General features: G+C 54.9%; 29 protein-coding genes. 12 read left to right on the top strand and 17 right to left on the bottom strand.

Annotated elements, in window-relative coordinates; translation table 11 throughout:
• The first annotated feature begins 43 nt into the window (after positions 1–43).
• A complete protein-coding gene (locus K3729_16605; protein UWQ99008.1) occupies positions 44–892 on the top strand; it encodes a DUF1989 domain-containing protein in 849 nt (282 codons plus the stop codon).
• Here K3729_16605 and K3729_16600 read toward each other — a convergent pair.
• From K3729_16600 to K3729_16590, 3 genes are all read right to left on the bottom strand, one after another.
• Complete coding sequence (locus K3729_16600; GenBank protein UWQ99007.1) at positions 889–1,305, bottom strand: hypothetical protein; 417 nt, start codon at positions 1,303–1,305, stop codon at positions 889–891. The two genes, K3729_16605 and K3729_16600, sit on opposite strands and share 4 nt — an antisense overlap.
• A 394-nt stretch (positions 1,306–1,699) precedes the next feature.
• The gene (locus K3729_16595) at positions 1,700–2,035 is read right to left on the bottom strand and encodes an H-NS histone family protein (GenBank protein ID UWQ99006.1); all 336 of its coding nucleotides are present in this window, start codon (positions 2,033–2,035) and stop codon (positions 1,700–1,702) included.
• A gap of 94 nt (positions 2,036–2,129) precedes the next feature.
• Positions 2,130–4,097, bottom strand: coding sequence for a protein meaA (locus tag K3729_16590; protein UWQ99005.1), 1,968 nt, complete (start codon positions 4,095–4,097; stop codon positions 2,130–2,132).
• Positions 4,098–4,254: 157 nt separating this feature from the next.
• On the opposite strand from K3729_16590, the gene K3729_16585 reads away from it, so the two are divergent.
• From K3729_16585 to K3729_16555, 7 genes are all read left to right on the top strand, one after another.
• The gene (locus tag K3729_16585) at positions 4,255–5,607 is read left to right on the top strand and encodes a 1-acyl-sn-glycerol-3-phosphate acyltransferase (protein ID UWQ99004.1); all 1,353 of its coding nucleotides are present in this window, start codon (positions 4,255–4,257) and stop codon (positions 5,605–5,607) included.
• A gap of 92 nt (positions 5,608–5,699) precedes the next feature.
• Positions 5,700–6,065 carry a hypothetical protein gene (locus tag K3729_16580; protein ID UWQ99003.1) on the top strand — a complete coding sequence of 122 codons (366 nt, stop codon included), beginning with the start codon at positions 5,700–5,702 and terminating at the stop codon, positions 6,063–6,065.
• A gap of 143 nt (positions 6,066–6,208) precedes the next feature.
• Complete coding sequence (ccrA, locus tag K3729_16575; protein UWQ99002.1) at positions 6,209–7,492, top strand: crotonyl-CoA carboxylase/reductase; 1,284 nt, start codon at positions 6,209–6,211, stop codon at positions 7,490–7,492.
• Positions 7,493–7,838: 346 nt separating this feature from the next.
• Complete coding sequence (locus K3729_16570) at positions 7,839–8,615, top strand: LuxR family transcriptional regulator (GenBank protein UWQ99001.1); 777 nt, start codon at positions 7,839–7,841, stop codon at positions 8,613–8,615.
• 106 nt (positions 8,616–8,721) lie between these two features.
• Entirely contained in the window at positions 8,722–9,354 is a 633-nt protein-coding gene (locus K3729_16565; protein ID UWQ99000.1) for an autoinducer synthase, read from the top strand.
• A gap of 39 nt (positions 9,355–9,393) precedes the next feature.
• Complete coding sequence (locus K3729_16560; protein ID UWQ98999.1) at positions 9,394–10,926, top strand: AAA family ATPase; 1,533 nt, start codon at positions 9,394–9,396, stop codon at positions 10,924–10,926.
• Positions 10,923–11,639, top strand: a complete 717-nt coding sequence (locus K3729_16555) for an SDR family oxidoreductase (protein UWQ98998.1) — start codon at positions 10,923–10,925, stop codon at positions 11,637–11,639. Before K3729_16560 ends, K3729_16555 begins: the two co-directional genes overlap by 4 nt.
• A 3-nt stretch (positions 11,640–11,642) precedes the next feature.
• Here the strand turns inward: K3729_16555 and K3729_16550 are convergent, their stop codons facing one another.
• The 12 genes from K3729_16550 to K3729_16495 form a co-directional block, all read right to left on the bottom strand.
• Positions 11,643–12,392: a TIGR02186 family protein gene (locus K3729_16550; protein UWR01104.1), complete on the bottom strand. Its 750-nt coding sequence runs from the start codon at positions 12,390–12,392 to the stop codon at positions 11,643–11,645.
• A gap of 2 nt (positions 12,393–12,394) precedes the next feature.
• Positions 12,395–13,309, bottom strand: a complete 915-nt coding sequence (locus tag K3729_16545; protein ID UWQ98997.1) for a sulfite exporter TauE/SafE family protein — start codon at positions 13,307–13,309, stop codon at positions 12,395–12,397.
• 127 nt (positions 13,310–13,436) lie between these two features.
• The gene (locus K3729_16540) at positions 13,437–14,246 is read right to left on the bottom strand and encodes a purine-nucleoside phosphorylase (GenBank protein ID UWQ98996.1); all 810 of its coding nucleotides are present in this window, start codon (positions 14,244–14,246) and stop codon (positions 13,437–13,439) included.
• On the bottom strand, positions 14,230–15,198 hold the full coding sequence (locus tag K3729_16535) for an ABC transporter permease (GenBank protein ID UWQ98995.1): 969 nt from the start codon (positions 15,196–15,198) through the stop codon (positions 14,230–14,232). Before K3729_16535 ends, K3729_16540 begins: the two co-directional genes overlap by 17 nt.
• Before the next feature lie 3 nt (positions 15,199–15,201).
• Entirely contained in the window at positions 15,202–16,302 is a 1,101-nt protein-coding gene (locus K3729_16530; GenBank protein ID UWQ98994.1) for an ABC transporter permease, read from the bottom strand.
• Positions 16,302–17,840: an ABC transporter ATP-binding protein gene (locus K3729_16525; protein UWQ98993.1), complete on the bottom strand. Its 1,539-nt coding sequence runs from the start codon at positions 17,838–17,840 to the stop codon at positions 16,302–16,304. The genes K3729_16530 and K3729_16525 overlap by 1 nt, the downstream gene beginning before the upstream one ends.
• Positions 17,837–18,190 (bottom strand): molecular chaperone GroEL, encoded by a 354-nt coding sequence (locus K3729_16520; GenBank protein UWQ98992.1) that lies wholly within the window; start codon positions 18,188–18,190, stop codon positions 17,837–17,839. The genes K3729_16525 and K3729_16520 overlap by 4 nt, the downstream gene beginning before the upstream one ends.
• A gap of 77 nt (positions 18,191–18,267) precedes the next feature.
• Positions 18,268–19,263, bottom strand: a complete 996-nt coding sequence (locus tag K3729_16515) for a BMP family ABC transporter substrate-binding protein (GenBank protein ID UWQ98991.1) — start codon at positions 19,261–19,263, stop codon at positions 18,268–18,270.
• A gap of 155 nt (positions 19,264–19,418) precedes the next feature.
• Positions 19,419–19,865: a GNAT family N-acetyltransferase gene (locus K3729_16510; protein UWQ98990.1), complete on the bottom strand. Its 447-nt coding sequence runs from the start codon at positions 19,863–19,865 to the stop codon at positions 19,419–19,421.
• Positions 19,862–20,446, bottom strand: coding sequence for a tRNA (adenosine(37)-N6)-threonylcarbamoyltransferase complex dimerization subunit type 1 TsaB (gene tsaB, locus K3729_16505; GenBank protein ID UWQ98989.1), 585 nt, complete (start codon positions 20,444–20,446; stop codon positions 19,862–19,864). Before tsaB ends, K3729_16510 begins: the two co-directional genes overlap by 4 nt.
• Complete coding sequence (locus K3729_16500) at positions 20,443–20,724, bottom strand: hypothetical protein (protein UWQ98988.1); 282 nt, start codon at positions 20,722–20,724, stop codon at positions 20,443–20,445. Before K3729_16500 ends, tsaB begins: the two co-directional genes overlap by 4 nt.
• A 3-nt stretch (positions 20,725–20,727) precedes the next feature.
• Positions 20,728–21,291: a NifU family protein gene (locus K3729_16495; protein ID UWQ98987.1), complete on the bottom strand. Its 564-nt coding sequence runs from the start codon at positions 21,289–21,291 to the stop codon at positions 20,728–20,730.
• 312 nt (positions 21,292–21,603) lie between these two features.
• Between K3729_16495 and K3729_16490 the strand changes: the two genes are divergently transcribed.
• Together K3729_16490 and K3729_16485 are read left to right on the top strand one after the other, a co-directional pair.
• Positions 21,604–22,461: a branched-chain amino acid aminotransferase gene (locus tag K3729_16490; protein ID UWQ98986.1), complete on the top strand. Its 858-nt coding sequence runs from the start codon at positions 21,604–21,606 to the stop codon at positions 22,459–22,461.
• 64 nt (positions 22,462–22,525) lie between these two features.
• Positions 22,526–22,981, top strand: a complete 456-nt coding sequence (locus tag K3729_16485) for a universal stress protein (protein ID UWQ98985.1) — start codon at positions 22,526–22,528, stop codon at positions 22,979–22,981.
• 17 nt (positions 22,982–22,998) lie between these two features.
• Here K3729_16485 and K3729_16480 read toward each other — a convergent pair whose 3' ends face one another.
• On the bottom strand, positions 22,999–23,718 hold the full coding sequence (locus K3729_16480; GenBank protein ID UWQ98984.1) for an SGNH/GDSL hydrolase family protein: 720 nt from the start codon (positions 23,716–23,718) through the stop codon (positions 22,999–23,001).
• Between the two features lie 265 nt (positions 23,719–23,983).
• Here K3729_16480 and K3729_16475 point away from each other — a divergent pair, with 265 nt between their 5' ends.
• A complete protein-coding gene (locus K3729_16475) occupies positions 23,984–24,799 on the top strand; it encodes a PRC-barrel domain-containing protein (GenBank protein ID UWQ98983.1) in 816 nt (271 codons plus the stop codon).
• A gap of 63 nt (positions 24,800–24,862) precedes the next feature.
• Here the strand turns inward: K3729_16475 and trpS are convergent, their stop codons facing one another.
• Positions 24,863–25,885, bottom strand: coding sequence for a tryptophan--tRNA ligase (gene trpS, locus K3729_16470; protein ID UWQ98982.1), 1,023 nt, complete (start codon positions 25,883–25,885; stop codon positions 24,863–24,865).
• A 91-nt stretch (positions 25,886–25,976) separates the two neighbouring features.
• Between trpS and K3729_16465 the strand changes: the two genes are divergently transcribed.
• Positions 25,977–26,669 (top strand): rhomboid family intramembrane serine protease, encoded by a 693-nt coding sequence (locus K3729_16465; protein UWQ98981.1) that lies wholly within the window; start codon positions 25,977–25,979, stop codon positions 26,667–26,669.
• Positions 26,670–26,695 lie beyond the last annotated feature (26 nt).

Below are 26,695 nucleotides of genomic sequence, written 5' to 3'. Positions count from 1 at the left end.
TCAGGTAATTGCAAATGCCCTGAACATGGCGTTCATATAGCGCATGACACATTCTCCTCCATCTGATGCGGCTGCGCGCCGTGCGATTGCCCCGGTCATTTGTTACCCAACCGATGCCTTGCCAAATGCACCCACTGAAACATACGCCGTAGCTTTTGATGCGGCCCAAGTTATTTCAACTGTTCAGGCAGCTCCGCGCGACGCGGCTGCAATTCGCGTTCCTGCAGGGCACATGTTGCGGATCACGAGCGTAGACGGACCGCAGGTGGGTGATCTGAATCTTTTCAACGCCAATGACCTGAATGAACGGTTCTATTCAGGAAAAACGCGTGCCTTGCACGGCACGCATGTCAGCACAGGTGACCGGCTTTGGTCCAGTTTTCCGCAGTTGCGGCCAATGGCCACCGTGATCAATGACACGCTCGATTGGTACGGCATCGATGATTTCGGTGGGTCCGTGCACGATGTCATCGGGACGCGTTGCGATCCTTACACCGGTAACCTGCTGAACGGGACGCAGTATCACCACTGCTGCCATTCCAATCTGACGCGTGCCTTGGCGGATGCGACTGGGGTGTCGCTGCGTGAAGCGGAACCCTTTGTGCACGATGTTCTCAACGTCTTCATGTGCACGGGGTTCACGCGCGATACGGGGCAATATTTTATGAAGGCCAGCCCGGTGCGGCCTGGTGACCACCTTGATCTATTCGCAGAAATTGACCTGCTTGCCGTGCTTAGCGCGTGTCCGGGTGGCGATTGCAGCGCCGAACATTCGTCAGACACGGCAGCGTGCTATCCGTTGCAAATGGATGTGATCGCGCCGCTTGACGGAGCGCTATCGCAATGGAGTTCACCTGAACAGAACGGATATGACCGCAGCCACGGACGTTAAGGCGCGGGGTAGCTGACAAATCCGCCGGACATCAAATGGGTCTCATCCGCCCCGTGAAATGCACCGAATGCGCGATCTTCGCCAATCTCGCCCTGCAATGTTCCAGCGACGCCGAGCACGGTGACCTGACCGTCCAAAACGTTGTCATCCCTGATCTGCGCATCGACAGTTAGCACCTGATCGGTGCCACTAAAACTAAGGGTCGACAGGTCAGCATCTAATGTGATCGTTCCGCGCAAAAGAGAATTGCGGCCACGGACAAAATTGTCGGTAATCGCAATATCTTCAATAAACGCGACGGCATAGGGACCAGTGAACGTCGCATTTCCAGTTAGGTCGGATTGAACTGGCTGGTCGGGGATAATGCCGGCAAAGGCGCGCAATCCTACGCCTTCTTCGCGGCCGGCAATCAATGAAACGGTGTCATCTAAAACTGTTGACTGTGTTTCTACTAAGGCGACGGGGAATTGACCATTTGGGGCAGGGGTTTCGAAACCACCTGATGCGCCTTTTTGGGCGGCGGGGCCGCATGACGACGCAATGAAAACTGTCGTAAGAAATGGCCATCTGGCAAAACGCATAACGAGATCAATCTTACATACATGAATTACACAAACATGGGCCTGTATGACGAAGATGCATAGTGTTTCGCCCGACCCCGCGATGAACCGTGGCGCGAAGATGCGTTTTTTTGTTCGCAAGCTCAAGCCATGCTGTGATCTAATCGCAAAAGGTGCAGAGAGCGCAAAAGAAAAGGGTGGCTCGCAAGCCACCCTATCAGAAAAATACTCGTAATATTGTCGAGACTTAAATTTCCATAGCTTCAGGCGCAGTGCCTGATGAAACGGCTTCTTTGTACCAAACAGGCTGACGCCCTTTGCCGGTCCATGTCTGAGATTTATCAGACGGGTTCGCGTATTTTGCAGGTGCCTTCGTTTTTGGCCCCGCTGCTTTACGTGCTTTTTTCACAGGTGCATCACCCGTGATGTCAGCAAGCGTATAGCCGTGCTTGGCCGCAAGTTTTGCGGCTTCGTCCCGAACCGCTTTCAGTTCTTTGTCACCAATACGCGCAAGCGCTTTGTCCACGTCTTTTTGGAGCTTTTCGAGCTCCTTACGAGACATACCCTTTAGGTTAATTTTCATCGGTAGCTCCGTTAGAAATTCATGCATAAATCGCCCCGACTCCCGTGGGGTTTACACATGTCTTTCCGCCATACACGAAAAATACGTCTGTTGTCTATTCCGCTGCAATTTTGCGTGGGTCGACCAAAGCAACGATATCAAACATGATTTTGTTTAATTCAAAATCCTTTGGTGTGTAGACTCTGGCGACGCCAATTGCTTTCAATTTAAGCGCATCGTCGTCCGGAATAATTCCGCCCGCAATCACTGGAATATGATCCAAGCCAGCAGCTTTTAATTGCGACATGACTTCGGCAATCAATGGCAAATGGGATCCAGATAGGATCGACAGGCCAATAACATGTGCGTCTTCAGATCGGGCGGCTGACACAATGTCTTCGGGTGTCAGGCGAATACCATCGTAGGCGATATCCATGCCGCAATCGCGCGCACGGGTAGCGATTTGTTCAGCGCCGTTTGAATGGCCGTCAAGTCCAGGTTTTCCAACAAGAAACTTCATCCGACGACCAAGTGCCGCGCTGACCAAATCGACCTGTTCGCGAATGTCATCTAGCCCTTCGGTCCGGTTTGACGGATTGCTGCTGACGCCTGTAGGTGCACGGTATTGGCCGAATACGTCGCGTACGACATCCGCCCATTCGCCCGTTGTGACACCGGCTTTTGCGCAGGCAATTGAAGGGCCCATGATATTCGTGCCGTCAATTGCAGCAGCGCGCAAAGCGGCAAGCGATTGATCAACAGCATTTGCATCACGATCTGATTTCCATTTGGCCAAACGCGCAAGTTGATCCGCTTCGGCTTTTGGATCGGACACCATAATTGCGTCATCACCAGCGGTGAGCGGTGACGGTTCACCGGCCTGCCATTTATTGACGCCCACAACGGTTGTATCACCCGTTTCAATTCCACCAATACGGGTTGCATTGGATTCGACGAGGCGGGATTTCATATAACCAATTGCGCCTACTGCGCCGCCCATACCGTCAATCTGTTTCAGTTCGGCACGTGCGCCGTCTTTTAGCGCATTCACTTTGCGATCAATTGCAGGATTGCCGTCAAACAGATCATCGTATTCGAGCAAATCAGTTTCATACGCCAGAATCTGTTGCATGCGCAGCGACCATTGCTGATCCCATGGGCGGGGTAGCCCAAGCGCTTCGTTCCATGCGGGCAATTGTACTGCACGGGCGCGGGCGTTCTTGGATAGGGTCACCGCAAGCATTTCGATCAGAATGCGGTAAACGTTATTTTCAGGCTGCTGTTCGGTCAGGCCGAGTGAATTGACCTGCACGCCATAACGGAAACGGCGGAATTTCGGATCTTCGACGCCGTAACGTTCCTGACAAATCTCGTCCCACAGTTCGACAAATGCGCGCATTTTGCAAAGCTCGGTCACAAAACGAATGCCTGCGTTCACGAAAAACGAAATGCGACCGACCATCGCTGGAAAATGCTCTGCGGGAACTTTGTCTTTCAAATCATCCAAAACGGCGGTTGCAGTTGCCAATGCAAAAGCCAATTCTTCTTCCGGCGTCGCCCCTGCTTCTTGCAAATGATAGGAACACACATTCATTGGGTTCCATTTCGGCAAATGTTCACGGGTATAAGCCGCGACATCGGTAATCATCCGCAAGGATGGTTCTGGCGGGCAAATATATGTGCCGCGCGACAGATATTCCTTGATGATATCATTCTGAACGGTGCCCTGCAGCGCAGACACATCCGCACCCTGTTCTTCGGCGACCGCAATATAGAGCGACAACAACCAAGGGGCGGTCGCATTAATTGTCATGGACGTATTCATCTGTTCAAGCGGGATGTTGTCGAACAACGCGCGCATGTCCCCGAGATGAGAAACAGGAACGCCAACCTTACCGACTTCGCCCTTTGCCAGAATGTGGTCGCTGTCATAGCCGGTTTGTGTCGGTAGATCGAAAGCGACCGAAAGACCGGTTTGGCCCTTTGCCAGATTGCCACGATAAAGCGCATTAGACGCCGCCGCTGTCGAATGCCCTGCATAGGTCCGGAACAACCATGGTCTCGTTTTCTGCGTCTGCGACATAAGGCTACTCCGGAATCAGATCAGGTAATATTGTTTCGCTGTGGGGTTAATATGAGACATTTTGTGGCGCTGTCAATTCGCTGCGTTGCGGCATCCCCGTTTTTCTTGAGGAACCGGTGGGATTTACCTAGGACGCCGCCCGTGGCAATGTCCCGCAATGACGCAACCTGTGACGCTGCCCCTTTGGGCGTTCATTCTGATCGTGCTTTTCGCCGCAGTGACGTTTGCGTCGCATTTTCTGTTTCCGTCTGTGCGTTGGTTCTTCCGGCGCAGGGCTGAAAAGCTGATCGCGCAGTTAAACACGCGACTTGAACGTCCGATTGAGCCTTTCAAACTGGCGCGACGTTACGACATGATCCAGCGTTTGCTGTACGATCCAGAAATTACCCAAGCCATCGTGGATCACGCCCGCGAAAATAACGTACCGGAAAACGTAGCCTTTGAAAAAGCACGGCATTACGCCCGCGAAATTGTGCCGTCTTTCTCTGCGACGGTCTATTTTACCTTCGGCATGCGCATCGCCAAATGGCTATCGCGGATGTTATATCGGGTCCGCCTTGGGTCGTTTGACCGCGATGCGCTACAGTCTTTGGACAAAGACGCGACGGTGATCTTTGTCATGAACCATCGCAGTAATATGGACTATGTTCTGGTGACTTATCTCGTCAGCAGGGCCTCTGCGTTGTCTTATGCCGTTGGCGAATGGGCGCGGGTTTGGCCGTTGTCCGGCGTGATCCGCATGATGGGGGCGTACTTTATCCGTCGGCGGTCACGCACAGCTTTGTACCGTCGTGTTCTTGCAAGATACGTCCAGCTGGCGACCGATGGTGGCGTGACTCAAGCAATGTTCCCCGAAGGCGGGCTAAGCCTGACGGGCGAGGTCGGTAATCCGAAGCTGGGCCTGTTGAACTACATCGTCGAAAGTTTTGAAGACGGGGACCGGGACGTGATTTTCGTTCCTGTGGCTTTGAATTACGACCAAGTCCTCGAAGACCGGTTCCTGATTAAGGCAGGCAAGGGGGGCAATCGCCGCTTTCGGCCACCGCTATGGACGGTCGTCAGCAGCGTATCAGCCTACTTCTGGCGGCGCCTGACGGGGCAATTCAAAGGTTTCGGGACAGCGTCGGTTGCATTTGGCGCACCGCTGACACTGTCGAAATTCGATGTTCAATCGGATTTGACGAGCGAAGTCGCGCAGGAACTGATGTCTCGGATCAGGGCCGTGGTGCCGGTTCTGGCAGCACCTCTTGTCGCGCGGGCCATCGTTGTGGAAGGTGCCACGTCAATTTCAGATCTCGAAACGTCCGTTGGCAGGATGCTGGACGGATTGAAAGAAAAGCGGATGCCGTTGCCGAAACGGAATGTCGCGGCGATTGTGGATGAAACGCTCGGACGGTTTGTGTTGCGCAACTTGCTGGAACGTGATGCTGACGAAGTTCGCGTTAAGGGCGATGGCGCTGATGTGCTTGGCTATTACGCGAATTCAATTAAGCACCATTTCCCGTCCTGAACCGCGTCAGGTACTGGAATCCAGTCTTGCCTGAAACCGGGTTAATGTGCCTAATAACGCATACATTTTATCGTCTTAGAAAGGGCTCATTAATGGCATTTCATTTTAAATCTTTGGTTGCGGCTGGGATCGTGGCGGGCGGTCTTGCAGGGTGTGCAGACGTTTCTTCAGGCGGCGGTGGCAGCCAGGCGGTTATTCTCGCGAACAAAGTCGTCACGGTTAGCAACAACACAGGGCGGACCATTTGGAGGTTCTACGGGTCTCCGACAACGACCAACAGCTGGGAAGAAGACATTCTGGGATCTGAAGTGTTCCCTGCGGGCACGTCGCGCAACATTGATTTTGCAGATGGCCGGACAAGCTGCGGTTACGATATGCGGGCCGAATTCCAAGACGGAACAAGCATTGTGAAGAACAATATCGACGTTTGTACCGTATCGCTGGTCTCGTTTCCCTAACGTTTCTGCGATGCGGCAGTAATTAAATTACAAAAAATGCAGCCATGGTGTTGCTTTGTTTCGCTACCGATCTTATTGCTAGGTCAGACGCCCGATTCTGCGGCGCGGCATTGACACAGGAATAAAGCGAGATGGAGCGCACCATGGCCCTTGATTTGACAGCAGGCGCAGACGCCTACGCAGCCCCGAAAAAAGACCTTTACGAAGTCGGTGAAATGCCACCTTTGGGCCATGTCCCAGAGCAGATGCAGGCATGGACAATCCGTCGTGAACGTCACGGCGAACCAGACAAAGCGTTTGAAATCGAAACTGTCGCAACACCGAAACCCGACAGCCACGAAGTGTTGGTTATGGTGATGGCCGCTGGCGTTAATTATAACGGTGTTTGGGCTGGCTTGGGCGTACCCCTTAGCCCGTTTGACGTACACAAAGCCGAATACCACATCGCCGGTTCGGATGCCTCTGGCATCGTTTGGGCCGTAGGTGACAAGGTGAAGCGTTGGAAAGTCGGCGATGAAGTTGTGATCCATTGCAACCAAGACGACGGCGACGACGAACACTGTAACGGTGGCGACCCGATGTATTCTCCGTCTCAGCGGATTTGGGGCTATGAAACCCCTGACGGGTCATTTGCACAGTTCACATGTGTGCAAGCGCAGCAACTGATGCCGCGTCCCAAGCACCTGACGTGGGAAGAAGCGGCGTGCTACACACTGACGCTCGCGACAGCCTACCGGATGCTGTTCGGTCACGAACCACATGATCTGAAACCGGGTCAGAACGTTCTGGTTTGGGGAGCGTCCGGCGGTCTGGGGTCCTATGCGATCCAGTTGATCAACACGGCTGGGGCCAATGCAATCGGCGTGATCAGCGACGAAAGCAAACGTGACTTTGTGATGTCGCTCGGGGCGAAAGGTGTGATCAACCGGAACGATTTCGATTGCTGGGGGCAACTGCCTACCGTGAACACACCCGAATATGACGGATGGCTCAAAGCTGCGCGCAAGTTCGGCAAAGCCATCTGGGATATCACCGGAAAAGGCGTGAATGTGGACATGGTTTTTGAACATCCGGGCGAAGCAACTTTCCCAGTTTCGAGCCTCGTTGTAAAAAAAGGTGGCATGGTTGTCATTTGTGCGGGAACTTCTGGGTACAATTGTACGTTTGATGTTAGATACATGTGGATGCACCAGAAGCGCCTGCAGGGGAGCCACTTCGCAAACCTCAAACAGGCGTCCGCCGCGAACCACCTGATGGTCGAACGTCGACTGGATCCATGTATGTCTGAATGCTTTGAGTGGAACGAAATTCCGGCCGCTCATACGAAGATGCGCAAGAACGAACACAAGCCCGGCAATATGGCCGTGCTGGTTCAATCTCCCAAAATGGGGTTGCGCACCTTTGAGGATTGCATTGCGCCCGAATAACAACTATAAGTTGTGTTAATCGAAAGGGGGCGCATCCATTTTGGTTGCGCCCTTAATGTTTTCAAATACTTGTTTGATAGTCGGCCCGCTATTTATGGGGGTGCCGAAACCGCCGGTGATGCGGGGGCCCTGAAGATGGTAAGTATTGAGGGTTAGCGATTTGTTAACCTTAAATGCAAAGGCTGTAACATGGGACACCAATGGATTCTTGACGTCATTGTTGATTTGAAAAGTTTTGCTCAGCAGAACGAATTGCCCGACCTAGCCGAAGAATTGGATCGGGTCGCGGTCGTGGCAGAAGCTGAAATAGACCCGGACAAGAGGGGCGTGTCGCATTTGGCACGAAGTGAAGAAACTGAACCTAGACGAATTCTTACGCAAGCTTGAGAAGGTTACGGCTCTTGAAGAAATTCATGGGCTGACATTAGGTTTACGTGATCACTACAAAATCGACCATGTGGTTTATCACTGGGTCAGCGCGGATGGTGATCAATATGGGTTCGGGACGTATCCGCCCAAATGGGTTCAACACTACGTAGATAAGGAATATCTTCGTATCGATCCGGTCGTCATAGGCTGTTTTCAGGGCGCTCATCCGGTCAATTGGAAGCGCCTTGACTGGCGCAGCAAAGCGGCTCGGCAATTCCAATTAGATGCAATCGACCACGGTATTGGGAACCAAGGGTATTCGATCCCGCTGCGCGGGCCAAATGGACAGTTTGCGGTGTTTAGCGTGTCCCACACGTGTTCGGACGACGTCTGGGAAGCATTTACCGCAGAACATCAACGCGATCTGGTTTTGATCGCATATTTCTTGAACCAAAAAGCGTTGGAGTTAGAGAAAAATCGCGTGCCAGAAGCAACCCGCCCTCTTTCCCCCCGCGAGGTAGATGCCTTGACGTTCCTTGCGATGGGATACGGCCGTGCGCAGGTTGCGGACATGCTGTCGATCTCGGAACACACGTTGCGGGCCTATATCGAAAGCGCGCGGTTCAAGCTCGGGGCGTCCAATACGATCCATGCTGTCGCCAAGGCGCTGGCAGACGGACACATCATCGTCGGCGGTGCTGCGCGCGATTCCGTGGGCGGTTGGCCAGGGCGTGATACACACTCCGGTCATTAATGCCGTCAATGATTTCTTAAAGACCAGCGTACGGTACCGTAATCCTTCCTAGACCCGCACGTCGCAATCTTAACCATCTTTTTATAGACAGGTTAGGATGCGGCAGATGCTGCGATATATTTATGGACGGGACATCGGTCTGGACGCCAAATTACAGGCGTCAATGCACCGCGATCGTGCGGACCAATTTAAGCGACGTCTTGGATGGGAAGTTACCGTTGATGACCGTGGCTGGGAAATCGACGAATACGACCGTGACGATACCCTTTATGTCATCTGGGTGATGCCTGACGGGACGCATGGCGGGTCTATGCGGTTTATTCCATCGTCTGGCCAGACGATGGTAAACGACCACTTTAGCGACCTGCTGGGGGATCGTGTGATCGACGATCCGCTGATTTGGGAATGCACACGATATTGCTTGCGCGAAGGGGTGCCATCCCGTGTCGCAGCGGCACTTATGCTCGGCGGTGGCGAATTGATGCGCGCGTTTCAACTAACACACCTGCTTGGTGTCTTTGATGCGCGTATGATCCGCATTTACCGCATGATCGGGTCTAGTCCCGAAGTCTTGGGATCAAGCGGTACAGGGCGCGACCAGATCAGCGTTGGGCTGTGGCAATACAGGCCGATTGATCGGGTGCATGTGTTGCGCCGCGCGGCGGTGTCGTCGGACGTGTCCGAACACTGGTTCCAGCGGTCGATGGGGCGTCCCGTAATCCTTCCGAAAGCCGCTTGATCGCTGGCACCTTTGCCGCGTGCCATATAGGGTCGGCGCATGAATATGCCGACCCAAGTCACCTTCTCAGAAGATCAGGCCGAAGCCTGGGATGCTGTTGCTCAGACCCTTCGTCAATCGGGGGTGCATCTGGACGATAGCCTGCTGATGCCGCCTGCATCCGATAAGTCATCTGTGATGGCTGTGATCGGCAAGGCAGGGTCGGGCAAAACACTGTTGTTGGCCAAGCTCTATAAAGCGTTGGAAGAGGCTGGTGTTGATGTCATTTCAGGCGACTGGGAAGGCAAAAAGCGTAAAGATCGTAGGACGTTGGCAATTCTCGCGCCGACCAACAAAGCCGCGTCAGTTCTGCGCAATCGCGGTGTGCCTGCGACAACAATTCACCGTATTCTTTACACGCCGGTCTATGACCCAGAATACGAAAAAGTCGCCGAATGGCTGGCTGGATCGGGCGAAAAACCTGAAATCGAAGGTCTAACAGACGTCGCATTAGACCGTGCCTTTGCGTCGTTTGAGGCGAACAAATCGGTGCCAGCGGCGCTTGCCGCCGCCGGATTGCGCGGATCGGATTTCATCACGGGCTGGAAGCGTCGCGAAGAACCGCTCGATATCGGGTTCATCGACGAAAGTTCGATGCTGGACGCCAAACAATTCGAAGACCTGCAAGAGATTTTCCCGACGCTTGTCTTGTTCGGCGATCCCGCACAGCTGCCGCCGGTGCAATCCTCTGGCGGGATGGTGTTCGAAACGCTCCCTGAAAAGAAGGTCAAAGTTCTGGAACGGGTTCACCGGCAAACAGCAGGCAACCCGATCCTTGATTTGGCACATGCGCTGGCCGACCCGATGCTCGACTTCTATCATTTCGAAAAAATGGTCGCGGAAGCCGCGCAAAAAGACGAACGGGTTGTCATGGCCCAACGGGTTGAATCTGACCTGATGGCGCGGTCGCCTGTGCTGGTCTGGACCAACAAAACCCGTATCCGGTTGATCCACGCGTTTCGCGCCGCATATGGCGCGCCCGGCGACGAACTGCTGGAAGGCGAACCGTTGATCTGTGACGGTATCGAACTGCCGATGAAACACCGCAAAAAGCGGCTCGACCTTGAAGCACGCGGACTGATCAAAGGTGCGCAGGTCGTTTATCTTGGGCCGGGTCGCAAGCCCGGTTTTTCGCGCTTGCACGTGATGGGGGCGGAAGAACCGCAAATCTCGGCGGCGTCTATCGTGAAGATCGAACAGGAAGGCGACGAAGAACCGTTTATCCCGTTCGCGGCACGCATGGGTGCTACGTTCCTGCATGGCGCGGCTGTCACGATCCACAAAGCGCAGGGGTCGCAATGGGACACAGTGCAAGTCTTTGCACCCGATATCGAAATCGCCGCCCGCATGGGACGGGTCGAGGCGGGCCAGCCGCTTTGGAAACGCCTGACATACGTTGCAATTACGCGGGCGGAAAACCAGTTACGCTGGGTGGTGCGGAACCGTCTTGCGAAGCCATCGGGTGAACTGCGTGTGGACGACCTACGCGCACCAGCGGCACCATTGGAGCTGACCGGCGGGGGAGAGCTATGAAAAGCATTGTTATCACGGGCGCCAGCAGCGGCATCGGCAAAGCGACCGCCGAAAAGTTTCTCGACGAAGGCTGGCGTGTCGGCATGATCGCGCGTCGTGCAGAACCGCTGGAAGATCTTGCTGCGGCCTATGACAACGCCGTCGCGCTGCCCTGTGATGTTACAAAAGAGGCGGATGTTGACGCCGCTTTTGACGCCTTCGGGCAGGTTGATGTGTTGTTCAATAATGCGGGCATGTTCGGCAAACAAACCACAATCGACGAGATCAGCCTCGCCGATTGGCAGTCCGTGGTTGATGTAAACCTAACTGGCATGTTTCTGTGTGCGCGCGCGGCGTTCCGGCAAATGCGCAAGCAAACGCCGCAAGGTGGTCGGATCATCAACAACGGCTCGATCTCAGCGCATAGCCCGCGTGAAGGGTCGATCTGCTACACGACGACAAAACACGGCGTCACGGGGCTAACCAAAACGCTGAGCCTTGATGGGCGGCCTTATGACATTGCATGCGGGCAAATCGATATTGGCAACGCGCGGACCGACCTTGTGCAGCAGCTTGAAGAAAAACGGGCGGCTGAGGGGCTTGATCCGTTACCAAGCATGGCCGTGGAAGATGTGGCCACAGCGATCTATCACATGGCGATGTTGCCGTCTGAGGCAAACGTGCAATTCCAAACGCTGATGGCGACGAAGATGCCCTACATCGGTCGGGGATAGTGTTTACCGTTTGAACACGGAAAACACGGCAGAGGCTCCCCAACCGGCAGCGATCGCAATTGCCAGCGACATCAAGCCGTACAGAAGCGCGTTGTCATGCGCGAGATTATACAACCAACGTTCCAGCCCGACTTTCTTCACCGGAATATCCGTCACATAAACATCGACGATATCGCCACCACGGGTCAGATAAATCTCGGCGCGGTAATCGCCTTCGGTCAGGTTTGCAGGCATCGAAATGTTGGTGCGGAATAGGGTTTCGTCTTCGACCAGTACGGCGTCCGGCAACGTCTGGTAAAGACGCTGATCTTCCCGAATGCGGATCAATGCATCCTCGAAATCAACTTCTTTGCCATCCATCTGCCCGTATGTCCGGATTGCATTCGCAATGCTGATACGGGCTTTGCTATCGACCTCAGCATTCAGAACGTCGGCCAATGGCATGTTCGTGGCGACGGCATAGAACGATGGCGCAACCGCAACGTTCACAGAATCCGTGTTCACCCAGATACCAAGCCTGCGGGCCTTGCGGCGCACAGTGACCGGACCGTCGGGCCCTGCAACGGTGATAATGACACCCAACTTTTCGTCAGTCGGGGCAGGCGCATCGCGTTTGATCGCGCCAAAGATCAGGATGTCTGATCCGTCGAAATTCGCGGTAATCGCGACTTCATCGCGGCTCAGGCCTAGAACGATTTCTTCGGCTTTGGCAGGCATGGATAGCAGGCAAAGCAAGGACAGCAGACGGATCAGCATTAGTGACCACCCCCGCCGCCAATAGAATACAGTTCTGACGGTTGGACGAGCAAATCAAAGGCCAGCTTGCCGCAAACCAACAGCACCATGATGGCCAGCAGAATACGCAATTGTTCGGCCTTCATCTTCACGCCGATCCGCGTGCCTATCTGCGCGCCAACAACGCCGCCGACCAACAGCAATACGGCCAGAACAACATCAACGGTGTAGTTGGTTGTCGCGTGCAGCATTGTCGTGAACGCGGTCACAAAAATGATCTGGAAAAGGGATGTGCCGACAACCACTTTGGTCGGCATGCCAAGCAGGTAAATCATCGCCGGAACCATGATGAACCCGCCGCCGACACCCATAATCGCGGCAAGAATACCAACGGTGATCCCAACCAAAAGCGGCGGAATGACAGAGATATAAAGACCGGATACCCGGAACTTCATCTTGAATGGTAGGTTGTGAATCCATGTGTGTTTACGACGCGTTGGCGGGGCACCTTTGCCGGATTTGCGGATCGCCCGTAGGCTTTCGACAAACATCAGCGACCCGATCATGCCAAGGAAAACCACGTAGCAAAGCTGTACCAGCAAATCGACTTGGCCCAGCGACCGCAGGTAGTTGAACACTACGATACCAAGTGCTGCACCAATCAAACCACCGATCAGCAGCACCGTCCCCATCCTGAGGTCCACGGTCTTTCGCTTGAAATGGGCGAGCACCCCCGAAAACGATGAGGCAACGATTTGGTTTGCCTCTGTGGCGACGGCCACAGCAGGAGGAATGCCAATAAAGAATAGCAGGGGTGTCATCAAAAAACCGCCACCAACGCCGAACATTCCCGACAAAATACCCACAATGCCGCCTAGTCCAAGTAATAGGAAGGCGTTCACCGAAACCTCGGCGATAGGAAGGTATATTTGCATTGGGCTGTTCCGAGCGTTTAAGTCCGCTGTCTTCACATGACCCGACTAGGTGGATTAAGTCAAACCCCCCGCGACACATTTTTGTGCAAACGCGGCATTGGCGGGGGATTGGACCTAATCGTGCAGCCTAATTGGCCTTGTCACGCAGCCAGCGGCGCAACACTTTTTCAAGCTTTGCAGCACCAATCGGGGCCATCGCCTTTGTGTGTTCGTGGCTGATATTTTCGTCAGACATGCCAGCGGCCATGTTCGTGATACACGAAATTGCAGCTGCTTTTAGTCCCAAGAACCGCGCAAGGATCACCTCAGGTACGGTAGACATCCCAACCGCATCGGCACCCAGCATCTTGATCGCTTTGATTTCCGCTACGGTTTCAAAAGACGGACCGGAATACCACGCATAGACGCCGCTATGCATATCCACACCTTCAGCGTCGGCCGCATGGCGCATGGCCGCACGGATGCTTGGGTCATACGCATCTTTCATCGGGACAAAGCGGGCGTCAGTCGGTTCACCTATCAACGGGTTCAGGCCGGAAAAGTTGATGTGATCAGACAACGACATGATCGACCCTGTCGGCATTTCCTGATGCATGGAACCGGCCGCGTTGGTTGCGACCAACGTGTCAGCGCCCAATTCCTTCAGAACCTCTAATGGATGACGCATCGCATCGCCGCGACCGCTTTCGTAATAGTGCGACCGTCCGCCGAACACAGCGACACGGACACCGTCCAGATCGCCCACAGTCAGACTGGCCTTGTGACCAGACACGCGCGCATGCGGAAACCCGTCCAGTTCCGCGTACGGGATCGCAACACCGTCCACTTCGTCAGCGATATGCGCCAGACCTGACCCAAGGATCAGGCCAACGCTGACGGGGGCGTCGCCCGCTTTTGCGCGGATCACGTCCGCGACGGATTTAGCGTTCTTTGACATAAGGTTCTCCGCCAGCGCGAGGTGGGATCGCTTTGCCGACGAAACCGGCAAGGATGATCACGGTAAGGATGTAAGGCAGCACGTCCAGCAGCTGACCGTTCACCTTGAATGACAAGATGCTTTCGATCAGGTCGGGACGCAGCGCCAAGGCCTGCAAGAAGCCGAACAGCAACGTCGCATAAAGCGCATACCACGGACGCCACTTCGCGAAGATCAACGCAGCCAGCGCGATATAGCCGCGACCAGCGCTCATGTCCTTCACGAAGCCAGCTTGCAGCGCGGTCGCCAAATAAGCACCCGCAATGCCGCACAGCACGCCACAGATCGCAACAGCTGCATAACGCAGACCAACGACCGACACACCAGCCGTATCCACAGCGGCAGGGTTTTCACCGACAGCACGCAGACGCAGACCAAAACGGGTGCGATACAGCAACCACCACGTGGCAGGGACACAAAGCAGGGCGATGTAGACCAACACAGTGTGGCCAGAGATCAGTTCGTAATAGATCGGGCCAAGCACGGGCACGTCACGCAACGCGTCCGCGAATGGCAGTGTGATTGGTTCAAACCGTGCGCCGTCCGTCAATTGCGGTGTCCGGCCCCCTTGTTTGAACCAGCTTTGGGCGACGACAACGGTCAGACCAGCGGCGAGGAAGTTAATCGCAACGCCGGAAATCAACTGGTTCCCACGGAATGTAATCGACGCAAGGCCGTGGATAGCGGAAAGCACCAATGACGCGGCGATACCAGCCAACAAGCCGACCCAGACCGACCCGCTGACATATGCGACAGCAGCAGACAGGAACGCGGCGGCCAGCATTTTGCCCTCAAGGCCAATGTCAAAGATGCCCGCACGTTCGGAAAACAGACCCGCAAGACAGGCCAGCAACAAAGGCGTGGACAGGCGCATTGTGGAATCGAGGATTTGAAGAAGAGTTAACAGATCCATGGCTTATGCCTCCGCCTTATTGCGCCGCATGGCGAGGAACATTTTCTCAAGCGGGCTGCGGACCATATTGTCCAGTGCACCGGTAAACAGGATCACAAGCGCTTGGATCACAACGATCAATTCGCGTGGGATCGATGTCCACAGGGCCAGCTCTGCGCCGCCTTGGTACAAGAACCCGAACAGGATCGCAGCAAGGAACACGCCGAACGGATGGGACCGGCCCATCAACGCCACAGCGATCCCGATGAAACCGGCACCTTCGACGGCGTTCAGAACAAGGCGTTCGGCCTCACCCATCACGTTGTTGATCGCCATCATGCCCGCAAGACCACCAGAAATCATCATTGAAACCATGATGATTTTCGTCGGGCTGATCCCTGCGTATTTCGCAGCACTTTCTGAATGGCCAAAGGCGCGAATTTCATAGCCCAAACGGGTTTTCCAGATCAGCGCCCAAACCGCGAAACACGCAGCCACAGCGACAAAGAATGAAACGTTCGCAGGCGCGCCACGGAATAGGGTTGTTTCGCCAAAGCTGAACATGTCTTGGAATGACGGCAGATGGGCGCTTTCCGCGAACTTCGCCGTTGCAGGTTCCATCGACCCTTTCACCTTCAATGCGCCGATCAACAGGTAGTTCAGCAATGCAGCGGCGATGAAGTTGAACATGATCGTTGTAATCACGATGTGGCTACCGCGCTTCGCTTGTAAAAACGCAGGGATCGCGGCCCAAGCGGCACCAAACAGCGCAGCGCCAAGGCTGGCACCCACCAGTGCAATCGACCAATGCGGCCATGGGATATAAAGACAGACAAGTGCCACGCCCAAGCCACCCAGAACCGCTTGACCTTCACCACCGATGTTGAACATGCGGGCATGAAACGCCACGGCGACGGCCAGACCTGTGAACATAAAGTTGGTGGCGTAATACAACGTATAGCCCCAGCCATAGGTCGACCCCAACGCACCATCGATCATCAGTTTCAGCGCAGCCAGTGGGCTTTCACCGATCGCGAGGATCACCAGAGCCGATAAAAAAGCGGCCAAAATCAATGAAATGAGCGGGACAAGGACCACTTCGGCCCATTTTGGCATCACATCCATTACGCAACATCCCCAGTCATACCGGCCATCAACAGGCCCAGTTCTTTTTCGTCAGTTTCAGCGGGCAAACGTTCGCCCATGATCATCCCGTCAAACATCACGGCCACGCGGTCGGACAGGGACAGAATTTCTTCCAGTTCTACGGACACCAGCAAAATCGCCTTTCCCTGATCACGCAGGGCAACGATCTGTTGGTGAATAAATTCAATTGCGCCGATATCCACACCGCGGGTCGGTTGACCGATCAGCAAAAGGTCCGGATTACGCTCAATCTCGCGGGCCAGAACGATCTTCTGTTGGTTGCCGCCGGAAAAGTTCTTGGCCGCCAGTTTCGGATCAGGCGGACGCACGTCGAACCGTTCCATCTTTTCGATGGTGTCCTGTTTGATCGCATTGTTGTCCATGAACAGACCAGAGCGCTGGTATTTCTCGTCGTGATGATAGCCAAACGCGGTGTTTTCCCACGCGGCATAATCCATGATCAGACCTTCGCGCTGGCGATCCTCTGGCACGTGGGCAATCCCACGGGCACGGCGGGACCGACCGTCAGACTTCGATCCGGTTAGGTCCAGCTCAACACCGTTCACGGTGATCGACCCAGTGGCTTTTTCATAGCCGCCTAGGACTTCAAGCAATTCGGACTGACCGTTGCCTGCAACACCGGCGATCCCAAGGATTTCACCGGCAGCGACGTTGAAACTGACGTCTTTCACGCGGTGAACGCCCTTATCGTCGGTCACGTTCAGGTTCTTCACCTCAAGAATATTCGCACCCGGTTGTGCAGGGACCTTATCAACCTGCAACAACACCTTACGGCCGACCATCAATTCCGCCAGTTCCTGCGGTGATGTCTCGGACGTTTTCACTGTAGCGGTCATTTCACCACGGCGCATCACGGACACTGTATCCGTCGTATCCATAATCTCGCGCAGTTTGTGGGTGATCAGAATGATCGTTTTACCTTCGGCTTTCAGACGCTCCAGAATGCGAAACAACTGATCAGCCTCAGCGGGGGTCAACACACCAGTGGGTTCGTCCAAAATCAGGATGTCGGCCTTGCGGTACAGGGCTTTCAGGATTTCGACACGCTGCTGCATACCCACGCCAATGTCTTGGATTAACGCGTCAACTTCGACGTTCAGACCGTATTCGTCAGCGAGGTCTTTCAGCTCTTTGCGGGCGCGGTTCAGGGACGGTTTCAGCAGTCCGGAATCCTCGGCGCCCAAGATCACGTTCTCTAGAACGGTGAAATTCTCGACCAGTTTAAAGTGCTGGAACACCATTCCGATACCAGCGGCAATCGCGGCTTGGCTGTCAGGGATTGCGGTTTTCGTGCCGCTGATGAAAATTTCGCCAGCGTCGGCTTTGTAAAACCCGAACAGGATCGACATCAGCGTCGATTTACCTGCGCCGTTTTCGCCGATGATGCCGTGGACCGTGCCGGGCATCACGCTGATCGAAATATCTTTGTTCGCTTGAACGGGACCAAAGGCCTTGGAAATGCCTTTCAGCTCAATGGCTGGTGCTACGTTTGTCATGTGGGTGCCCCCATCCCTACAAATCCTACCATGCGTGTGATCTTGCCGTCGGGGGCCAGATCAACTGTGTACTGACCCAATTGGGACTGATCGCCCTCACCGAATTGGACCGTCGCACGGGCGTAAGTCAGGGTTGTTGATGTGTTGAGGACGGCAACAGGCATGCCCGGAGCCATCTTGGAAAACTGTCCGACATAGGCCTGAACGGCAGCTACTGTCGTCAAAGGGTCAGCCGTGCGTGGGTCCGCATAGACAATTTCATCCGAAAGAGAATCCGCGACCTGCGCGTCTCTGGTTGCATCGTCAGCAATCGACCATGCGGTGAAAAAGGCATCTATTTGGGGGATCATCGGCATATTCCTGAAATGAGATGGGCCGCACCATAATCAAACGGTGCGGCCCTGATCGTTTGGCCTATTTGGCTGACTTAGAAGTCAAGCGCTGGGCACGTCTCGTCAGAGTTATAGTTGTGGACAGAAATTTCGCCGGCCACGATCGCAGCTTGTGCCGCGTCAAGTGCTGCAGTCATTTCTGCTGTGATGAGCGCTTCGTTATGCTCGTCAACTGCGTAGCCAACGCCACCGTTGGACAAGTCCATTACGTTGAAACCTGGCTCAAGATCAGTACCAGCGGTCATCGCGTCATAAACCGCGTTATCAACGCGCTTCAGCATGGATGTCAGAACCTGACCGGAGTGCAGGTAGTTCTGGTTCGCATCAACACCGATGGACAGGATGTTTTCGTCTGCAGCTGTTTGCAGAACACCAACGCCAGTACCGCCAGCGGCTGCGTAAACAACGTCAGCACCCTGAGAGATTTGCGCTTTTGTCAGCTCGGAACCCTTAACCGGGTCGTTCCATGCTGCAGGTGTTGTACCTGTCATGTTTGCAACAACAGTCGCGTCAGCGTTAACCGCTTTTACGCCCTGTGCGTAGCCACATGCGAAGTTACGGATCAGCGGGATGTCCATGCCGCCGATGAAACCAACAGTGTCAGTCTCGGACGCCATCGCAGCCAGCATACCAACAAGGTATGAACCCTGCTCTTCAGCGAACACGATGGAACGGACGTTTGGCGCGTCTACAACCATGTCGATGATTTGGAATTTAGTGTCTGGGTAGTCGCCAGCAACTTCACCAAGGGCGGATGCCCATGCGAAACCAGCCATAACGATTGGGTTTGCGCCAGTTTCAGCGAAACGACGGATCGCTTGTTCGCGCTGTGCGTCGGACTGAATTTCAACTTCGGCGTATGAACCGCCAGTTTCTTCGGCCCAACGCTGCGCGCCGTTGTAAGCAGATTCGTTAAAGGATTTGTCGAACTTGCCGCCGAGATCGAACAGAACAGCAGGGTCAGCAGCAACTGCGCCAGCGGACAATGCCAAAGCGGCCGTCGCGCCCAAGAATTTCGTTGTAAGGGTCATAATGGTGTCTCCCAAGTCGTTGTGAGGAGGGAAGGCCAACGACTTTCCCCCAAAAGTCAAACCAGTCTGTGCTGGTTTATCGCACGATAAGGCATTGCCAGCCCGCTAGGGTCAACCGGTTTTTCAATTCGAGGGATGTTTTTTTGACCAACCGGTCAATTTTTAATCAGACCATTTGCGGAATGATCACCAATCAGCGTGCGGCGCAGTACCAATGCGGCAACGGCATGTCCATCGGTGCGGGCGTAGTATTTTGGGCGCATTCCGACGTTTTCGAAACTATTGTTTTCATACAGTGTCTTAGCTGCAATATTGTCTTCGGCGACTTCTAGAAAGACCGACGTCGCCTGTTGTCTGCGCAGGTCGTCCAAAAATGTGGCAAGGTTGCGCTGGGCGTGGCCTTGGCGGTGAAAATCTGGGTCTGTTGCGATGGTCAGAACCTCTGCTTCGCTGGCGATCAACCGCCCCAGCAAAAATGACCGCACGTCACCCAGCAGAATCACTCCCGTGGAATCAAGCAGGCTCGCGAACTCTTTCGCGGTCCATGGGCGGCTCTGGGTAAAGGCCGCCGCATGCACACGCGCCAAATCATCGGGAGTCATGGCAATAGAACAGGGGCTGCGTCGCGCGGCGGGGCCGCGTCTGCGGCGCGGACATAATAAGGTGCGGGGCGATCGGTTGTGTCTGCTGCGCGGTCGCGCGCAATCAAGGCGATGTTCTTGATCATGGTCTCAGGCGCCACAATCGGCGGGGCGGCCTGTGCGATATCTGACGTCGCGGGGACCAGAACTGCCGTGCTGATTAAATCGGCAAAGGTTTGGACGTAAACCTGTTCTCGCGGCGCGCTGACCTGCGCGACCACGGGGCGGGGCAATCCATGCACCTGTGCCTCAAGATGGGTCACACCCACAGCAGGAATACCAAGCCCCAAAGCCAATCCACGCGCAGCAGATACAGAAATCCGGATACCCGTAAAATTGCCCGGACCGGTGCCCACACCAATCGCGTCAAGATCCTGCCAAGTCAGCCCGTTGTCGGACAAAACCTCTTCCAGCATTGGCATCAGATGTTCGGCTTGGCCTTTGGCCATCGGATCAACACGCACAACCACTGTATCGCCGTCGATCAGACAGGCAGCACAATGTGCACTGGCCGTATCAAACGCCAGAACCCGCGATGTCATGTGATCGACCACGTCAAAGGTTTGGTAGCATGACGCGTCAGTACAGATTTCGCTTCCAAATCAAGCTGAACGCATTTGACCCACCAGCCAGATGTGGCCCCGGCGGGAAACAAATCGTCTGGTAAATGGGCCTTAGCCGCGTCTTTAATTTGGGCGGCTGTCATCGGATCGCTGGACATCACCCGCATCATTGCGTCTTTCATCGCCGTGTACTTGGCCGCATCCACATTGGTCACTTGACCGGGGACATTGACGTTTTCGACGGCGATCTTTGTCATGGCTTAGGCCGCGACTGGACGAACTTCGATGACTTCAGGAATATAGTGACGCAACAGGTTCTCGATCCCCATCTTCAACGTCAGTGTGGATGACGGGCAACCGGCACAGGCGCCTTGCATGTGAAGGTACACGATCCCGCGTTCAAAACCGTGGAATGTGATGTCGCCACCATCTTGGGCCACAGCAGGGCGCACGCGCGTATCAAGCAATTCCTTGATCTGACCAACGATTTCACCGTCTTCACCAGTGTGCTCGGCGTGGCCGGACGTGACCTGATGATCGGCACCCATCACAGATGCGCCAGACTGGTAATGTTCCATGATCGCGCCCAGAATGCCGGGTTTGATGTGGTCCCATTCAACGTCATCGGCTTTCGTGACTGTCACGAAGTCCATACCAAAGAAAACACCCGTCACGCCGCCAGTCGCAAAAATGCGTTTGGCCAACGGGGATGCTTCGCCGGCTTCGGGTGTTGGGAAATCAGCGGTGCCAACTTCGAGAACGGACTGACCCGGCAAGAACTTCAGCGTGGCTGGGTTCGGTGTGGATTCGGTTTGAATAAACATGAGGTGCGGTCCCTTCGGTTGGACCACAGATATGCGCCCGACCCGCCAATGTGTCAAGGGTTTGGAATCATTCTAAGTTGGTAGGACGGCGGCAATTCCGGTCGTTTCACAGAACCGTCATGAGAATCAGCGACACTTAACCCAACCGATACCCCATAGTCGGCCGCTGCGACCCCGTCCCAACAAACATCGCAGCAGACCATTTGCGCCCGGCGCTCCCCCGCCGGGCGCGTTTGTATCGGTGACAAGTCTCGGCTTTACCGACCGCAATCTGCATCCTACGCTCTGCTTTGGCACAAACAGGGGCAGACCATGGCGACCGGAACCAACATCAAAACCTACTTCGAAGGCCAATGGCATGACGGCGATGTGCCGATCATGCGGGCGGCGGACCACGGGTCGTGGCTTGGGACGACTGTGTTCGACGGGGCGCGGCTGGTGAATGGATTAACGCCGGATTTGGAACCACATTGCGCACGGGTGAACCGATCAGCAGAGGCACTAATTATCACACCAACTGTCCAAGCGGACGACATGGTGCAAATCGTGCGCGAAGGGCTGAAAATGTTCGCGCCCGACGCCGCGGTCTATATCCGGCCAATGTATTGGGCGCTGGATGGTGGGCCGACAGCCGTTGCACCAGCGCCAGGGGCGACAGGTTTCGCAATCTGCCTCGAAGAAATCCCCTTTCACGCAAATGCCACAACGACACTCACGACCACCCGCTTCCGCAGACCGGTTATGGAAAACGCGGTGGTTAACGCCAAAGCGGGCTGCCTTTACCCTAACAACGCACGCATGTTGATGGAAGCGCGGGCAAAAGGGTTCGGAAACGCGCTGGTCGCGGACGCCATGGGCAATGTCGCAGAAACAGCAACGGCAAACGTCTTTATGGTGCGCGACGGGGTCACGTTTACGCCGATCCCTAACGGAACGTTCCTAGCTGGCATTACGCGGGCGCGGCACCTGTCTAATATGCGGGACGCGGGCATGGAAGTGTATGAAACGATCCTGACTTTCGACGATTTCCGCGCTGCAGACGAAGTTTTCATCTCGGGCAATATGTCCAAAGTCACCCCCGTGACGGCCTTTGATGACGTGCAATACCAGCAGGGGCCGATCACACGGCAAGTTAGAGATATGTATTGGGACTGGGCGGCAACCGCCTGATACCGATTGCCAGCGCGGTTTGGTTACGGCACACTCTGACCAAAGGCGCATGAGGGAGGCATCAATGCGGAAATTCTTAGTGGTGCTCGACGACAGCCGTGAATGTCTGAATGCAATGCGGTTTGCAGCGATGCGGGCCGCAAATACCGGCGGCGGCGTGACTGTTCTGTCAATCATTCCACCCGATGAATTCAACCACTGGATCGGGGTTGGTGAAATCATGCGGGCCGAAGCACGCGAACGGATCGAAGTCCATTTCGAAGTCTTCGCCAAATGGATGCGCGACAAACAAAACGTAGATCCCGAACTGGTCATCCGCGAAGGTGAACCGATCAACGAATTGTTGGACTATATCAACGAAGATTCGGAAGTCGGTGTGCTGGTTCTCGGGGCGGGGGCGGACAAAAAGGGTCCGGGTCCTTTGGTGACGTCACTATCGCGCCAAGCAGGCGATTTGCCTGTTCCGTTGACGATTGTGCCCGGCGAGATGTCAAAAGAACGTCTGGAAGCAATCACATAAGCGGTCAGCGACGTGGTTCAGTTGATGGTCATCTGACGCACGTCATTCCTGATCGAACGGTACACTTTGCGCCCCCATTCGGCGTAAATCTTTGGACCGGGGTGGTAGCCGTCAGGGCTCATCAGGCTTGGCTCCGGTTCAAAATCCAATTCTACATAACGGCAGTTACTACGATGCTGCACCATCTTGCGCAGCGCGCGATCATAACGGGCGGCTTGGGCGCCAACGATCCAGCGCAGCGGCTGCGGCAATAGCGGAAAGTATTGCATTTTCGGAATGCCATTGATGCACAACACATCAGGTGCGAACTTTTCTTCAAGCAGGGCCAACAATTCTGCGTAGCGTCGTATCCAAATATGAACGGGCGTCAGGCTTGTGATGTCGTTCACGCCCAATGACACCGAAATTAGATCGTATTTCCCGGACGGCATGTCGCGCACGCGGTCCATCGTTTCAGGTGTGGTTGATCCTGTCTTGGCGTTCACGGCCCATGTTACCGTGTTGGTCTGCGTTAAACGGCGCAGCATATGACCCAATAACGCTTCTTCTTGATGGGATGCGCCGACACCCGCGGCTGAACTGTCACCCACAATCAAAAGCCGCAGATCAGGACCAGTGCCGCGTTTGCCTGACCGTTCGCCCGACGCATCCGGCAATTTCAGCGCAGATTTCCTGACGTTATACGCCTGCCAAGCAAGGTAAGGCGACAGCGCACAGCGGGCAACGACATCAAGCATCTTCTCTCTCCAAGGCAGTGTTTCGTAGGTTCGCAGGAGCAACTTCAGAACGGCAATTGGGTTCCCGAAAAGCTGCGCAAATGCGGGCCCAGTCACGCCGGAAAATGGGGGGCACTATATATTAAGGGTGCCAGAGCAAACGGAAATTTCACGTTTCTGGGTTCCGCGAAAAATCATGAAATTTTCTTGGAACGATCTGCCGGGCTTGTCGTTGCTTAGCCGTAACCGCTGACGAATTCAGCGGATAACTACTGAGGAGAATACGATGAAACGCTTTCTTACAACAACCGCCGCAGCACTTGTACTTGGAACGACTGCATACGCCGACGGACACACAGCCGTGTTTTCTGACATGGAGTTCGACTCCGCTATCAACCTCAATGCCTCTGAACTGATCGGTGCACGTGTCTACGCATCCGAAAACGAAGTGGACGCAGAAATGACCGTCGAAGCAGACGGTGAAAAAGAATGGGATGACATTGGCGAGATCAATGAAATCGTTCTGTCCCGCGCCGGTGACGTGCAAAACGTGATCGTAGGCGTCGGTGGCTTTATCGGCATTGGCGAAAAAGACGTCTCAATCAGCATGGATGAGCTGAAGTTTATCAGTGACGGTGAAGAAGCCGATGAATACTTTGTTGTCGTACAGTCCAGCGTTGCGGGTATCGAAGATGCGCCAGCCTACATTGGAAGCGATGCCGATGAAGACACAATGACGGATGACCAAGCCGCAATGACGGACGATGCAGACCGTCCAATGTTGATGGCACCAGACATCGAACGTGAAGGATACACACGCGTCAGCAACGAAGATCTGACCACGGAAGACCTGACCGGTGCACGCGTTTACGGCCTGAACGACGAAGATGTGGGTGAAATCAGTGAACTGATCCTGAACGACGACGGCACGATTGGCCGCGCGGTGATCGACGTTGGTGGTTTCCTTGGCATGGGCGAACGCCCAGTTGCGGTGACGCTGGAAGAGCTGAACATCACACGTTCTGACGACGGTGACGACTTCCGCGTCTATATCGACAGCACCCAAGAAGCGCTAGAAGCACAGCCAGAATACGAAGGGTAACACCTTCTGAATTGTAAACTGATCGGGGTGGGGGGAAACTCCCACCCCCTTTTTGTGTCCAGCTTAGCGCTGTGGCCGCAGCAGCCCGACGATGTCGTAGGTTTGCTGTAAAATAGGTTCTGCGATTTCGCGCGCCTTTACAGCACCATCCGCCAAAATCCGGTCGATCTCTGTAGGATCATCCATCAGGCGCGCCATTTCGCCGGAAATCGGGCTGAGTTTTTCAACAGCTAGATCCGCCAGCGCAGGTTTGAATTTACCCCAACCGGCACCTGCATATTCGGTGATCACATCATCGGCGCTACGGTCATCCAAAGCGGCGTAAATCTCGACGAGGTTCTTTGCCTCGGGCCGGTCTTTCAGACCGTCCATTGTGTCTGGCAAAGCATCAGGATCGGTCCGTGCTTTCTTGAACTTCTTCGCGATCAGGTCCGCGCCATCCGTCATGTTGATGCGTTCCATGTCCGATTCACCGGACTTCGACATCTTCTTGGTACCGTCGCGCAGGTTCATGATCCGCGTCGCGGGGCCTTCGATCACTGGGGTCGTCTCAGGGAAGAAGTCGTTTTTGAAGTCGTGGTTAAATTTCTTCGCGATATCGCGCGTCAGTTCAACATGCTGCTTCTGGTCTTCACCCACTGGCACATGGGTGGCGTGATACAGCAAAATATCGGCGGCCATTAGGGCAGGGTAGGCGTACAGGCCAAGCGACACCTTCTCAGCATTCGCACCAGCCTTGTCCTTGAACTGGGTCATCCGGTTCATCCAACCGACACGGGCCACACAGTTGAAAATCCAGCCTAATTCGGCATGTGCCGCAACAGCGGACTGGTTGAACAAAATGGATTGCGCCGGATCAAGGCCGGACGCCAGATACCCAGCAGCCACTTCACGTGTGGCATTTGCCAGCTCTGCAGGGTCTTGCCAGACGGTAATCGCATGCATGTCCACAACGCAGTAAATCGTCTGCATATCGCCTTGCATACCCACGAACCGTTTGATCGCGCCAAGGTAATTGCCCAGCGTAAGACCGCCGGACGGTTTAATCCCCGAAAAAACGCGGGGTGTGAATTGTGTTTGTGTCATGTGACGGGTCCACTCTGGCCATCTGAAATGAGGTCGCATACCCATGCCAGACAGATACACGACTTTCAACAGGCCTTGGGGAACGACGACCATGCATAGCGATCCGGATTTTGAACCGCCCGTGAACCCGTTACCGCCAGCAATTATCGTGCTGGCCTTGATCATGGTTGTCGTCGAAGGGGCGTTGTCGCTTGCGGCTGCTGGCATCATTGGTGGGCCTACGGGCATCGGCTGGCGGATCGGGGCGTTGCAGGACTACGGCATCTCGCCACTCGTGCTCGAAGTGATCACAACCCGTGGCGATTATGGCCGCGATCTGGTGCAACGCTTTGTGACCTATCCCTTCGTTCATGGTGACTTTACCCACGCGTTGTTTGCAATTGCGCTTTTGCTTGCGCTGGGCAAATTCGTTGGGGACGCGTTCGGGTCAATCAAAACGCTGGTCGTCTTCTTTGGCGGGTCGATCTTCGGGGCGGTCATATTCTGCCTGCTCGCCCGCGATTCCAGTCCGCTGTTCGGGGCATATCCCGCGATCTTCGCACTGATCGGGTCATACACGTACATCCTGTGGCTGCGCCTTGGCCAAACGGGCCAAAACCAACTAACGGCCTTCCGTTTGATTGGCTTCCTTTTGGGCCTACAATTGGTCTTTGGTCTGTTGTTTGGCGGCGGGCAGTCGTGGATCGCGGAACTCGCCGGCTTCGTCTTTGGCTTTGCCGCAGCAACCATCCTTGTGCCGGGCGGTTGGGGCGCTTTGGTCGCACGTCTGCGCCAGCGGGGATAAGCTCTGGTCAGGGCGGTGCAGGCCAG

The sequence above is a fragment of the Rhodobacteraceae bacterium S2214 genome (assembly GCA_025141675.1).
Classification (GTDB): Bacteria; Pseudomonadota; Alphaproteobacteria; order Rhodobacterales; family Rhodobacteraceae; genus Yoonia.
Note: the sequence above shows the minus strand (reverse complement) of the source record. Positions and strands in the feature narration are given on the sequence as shown.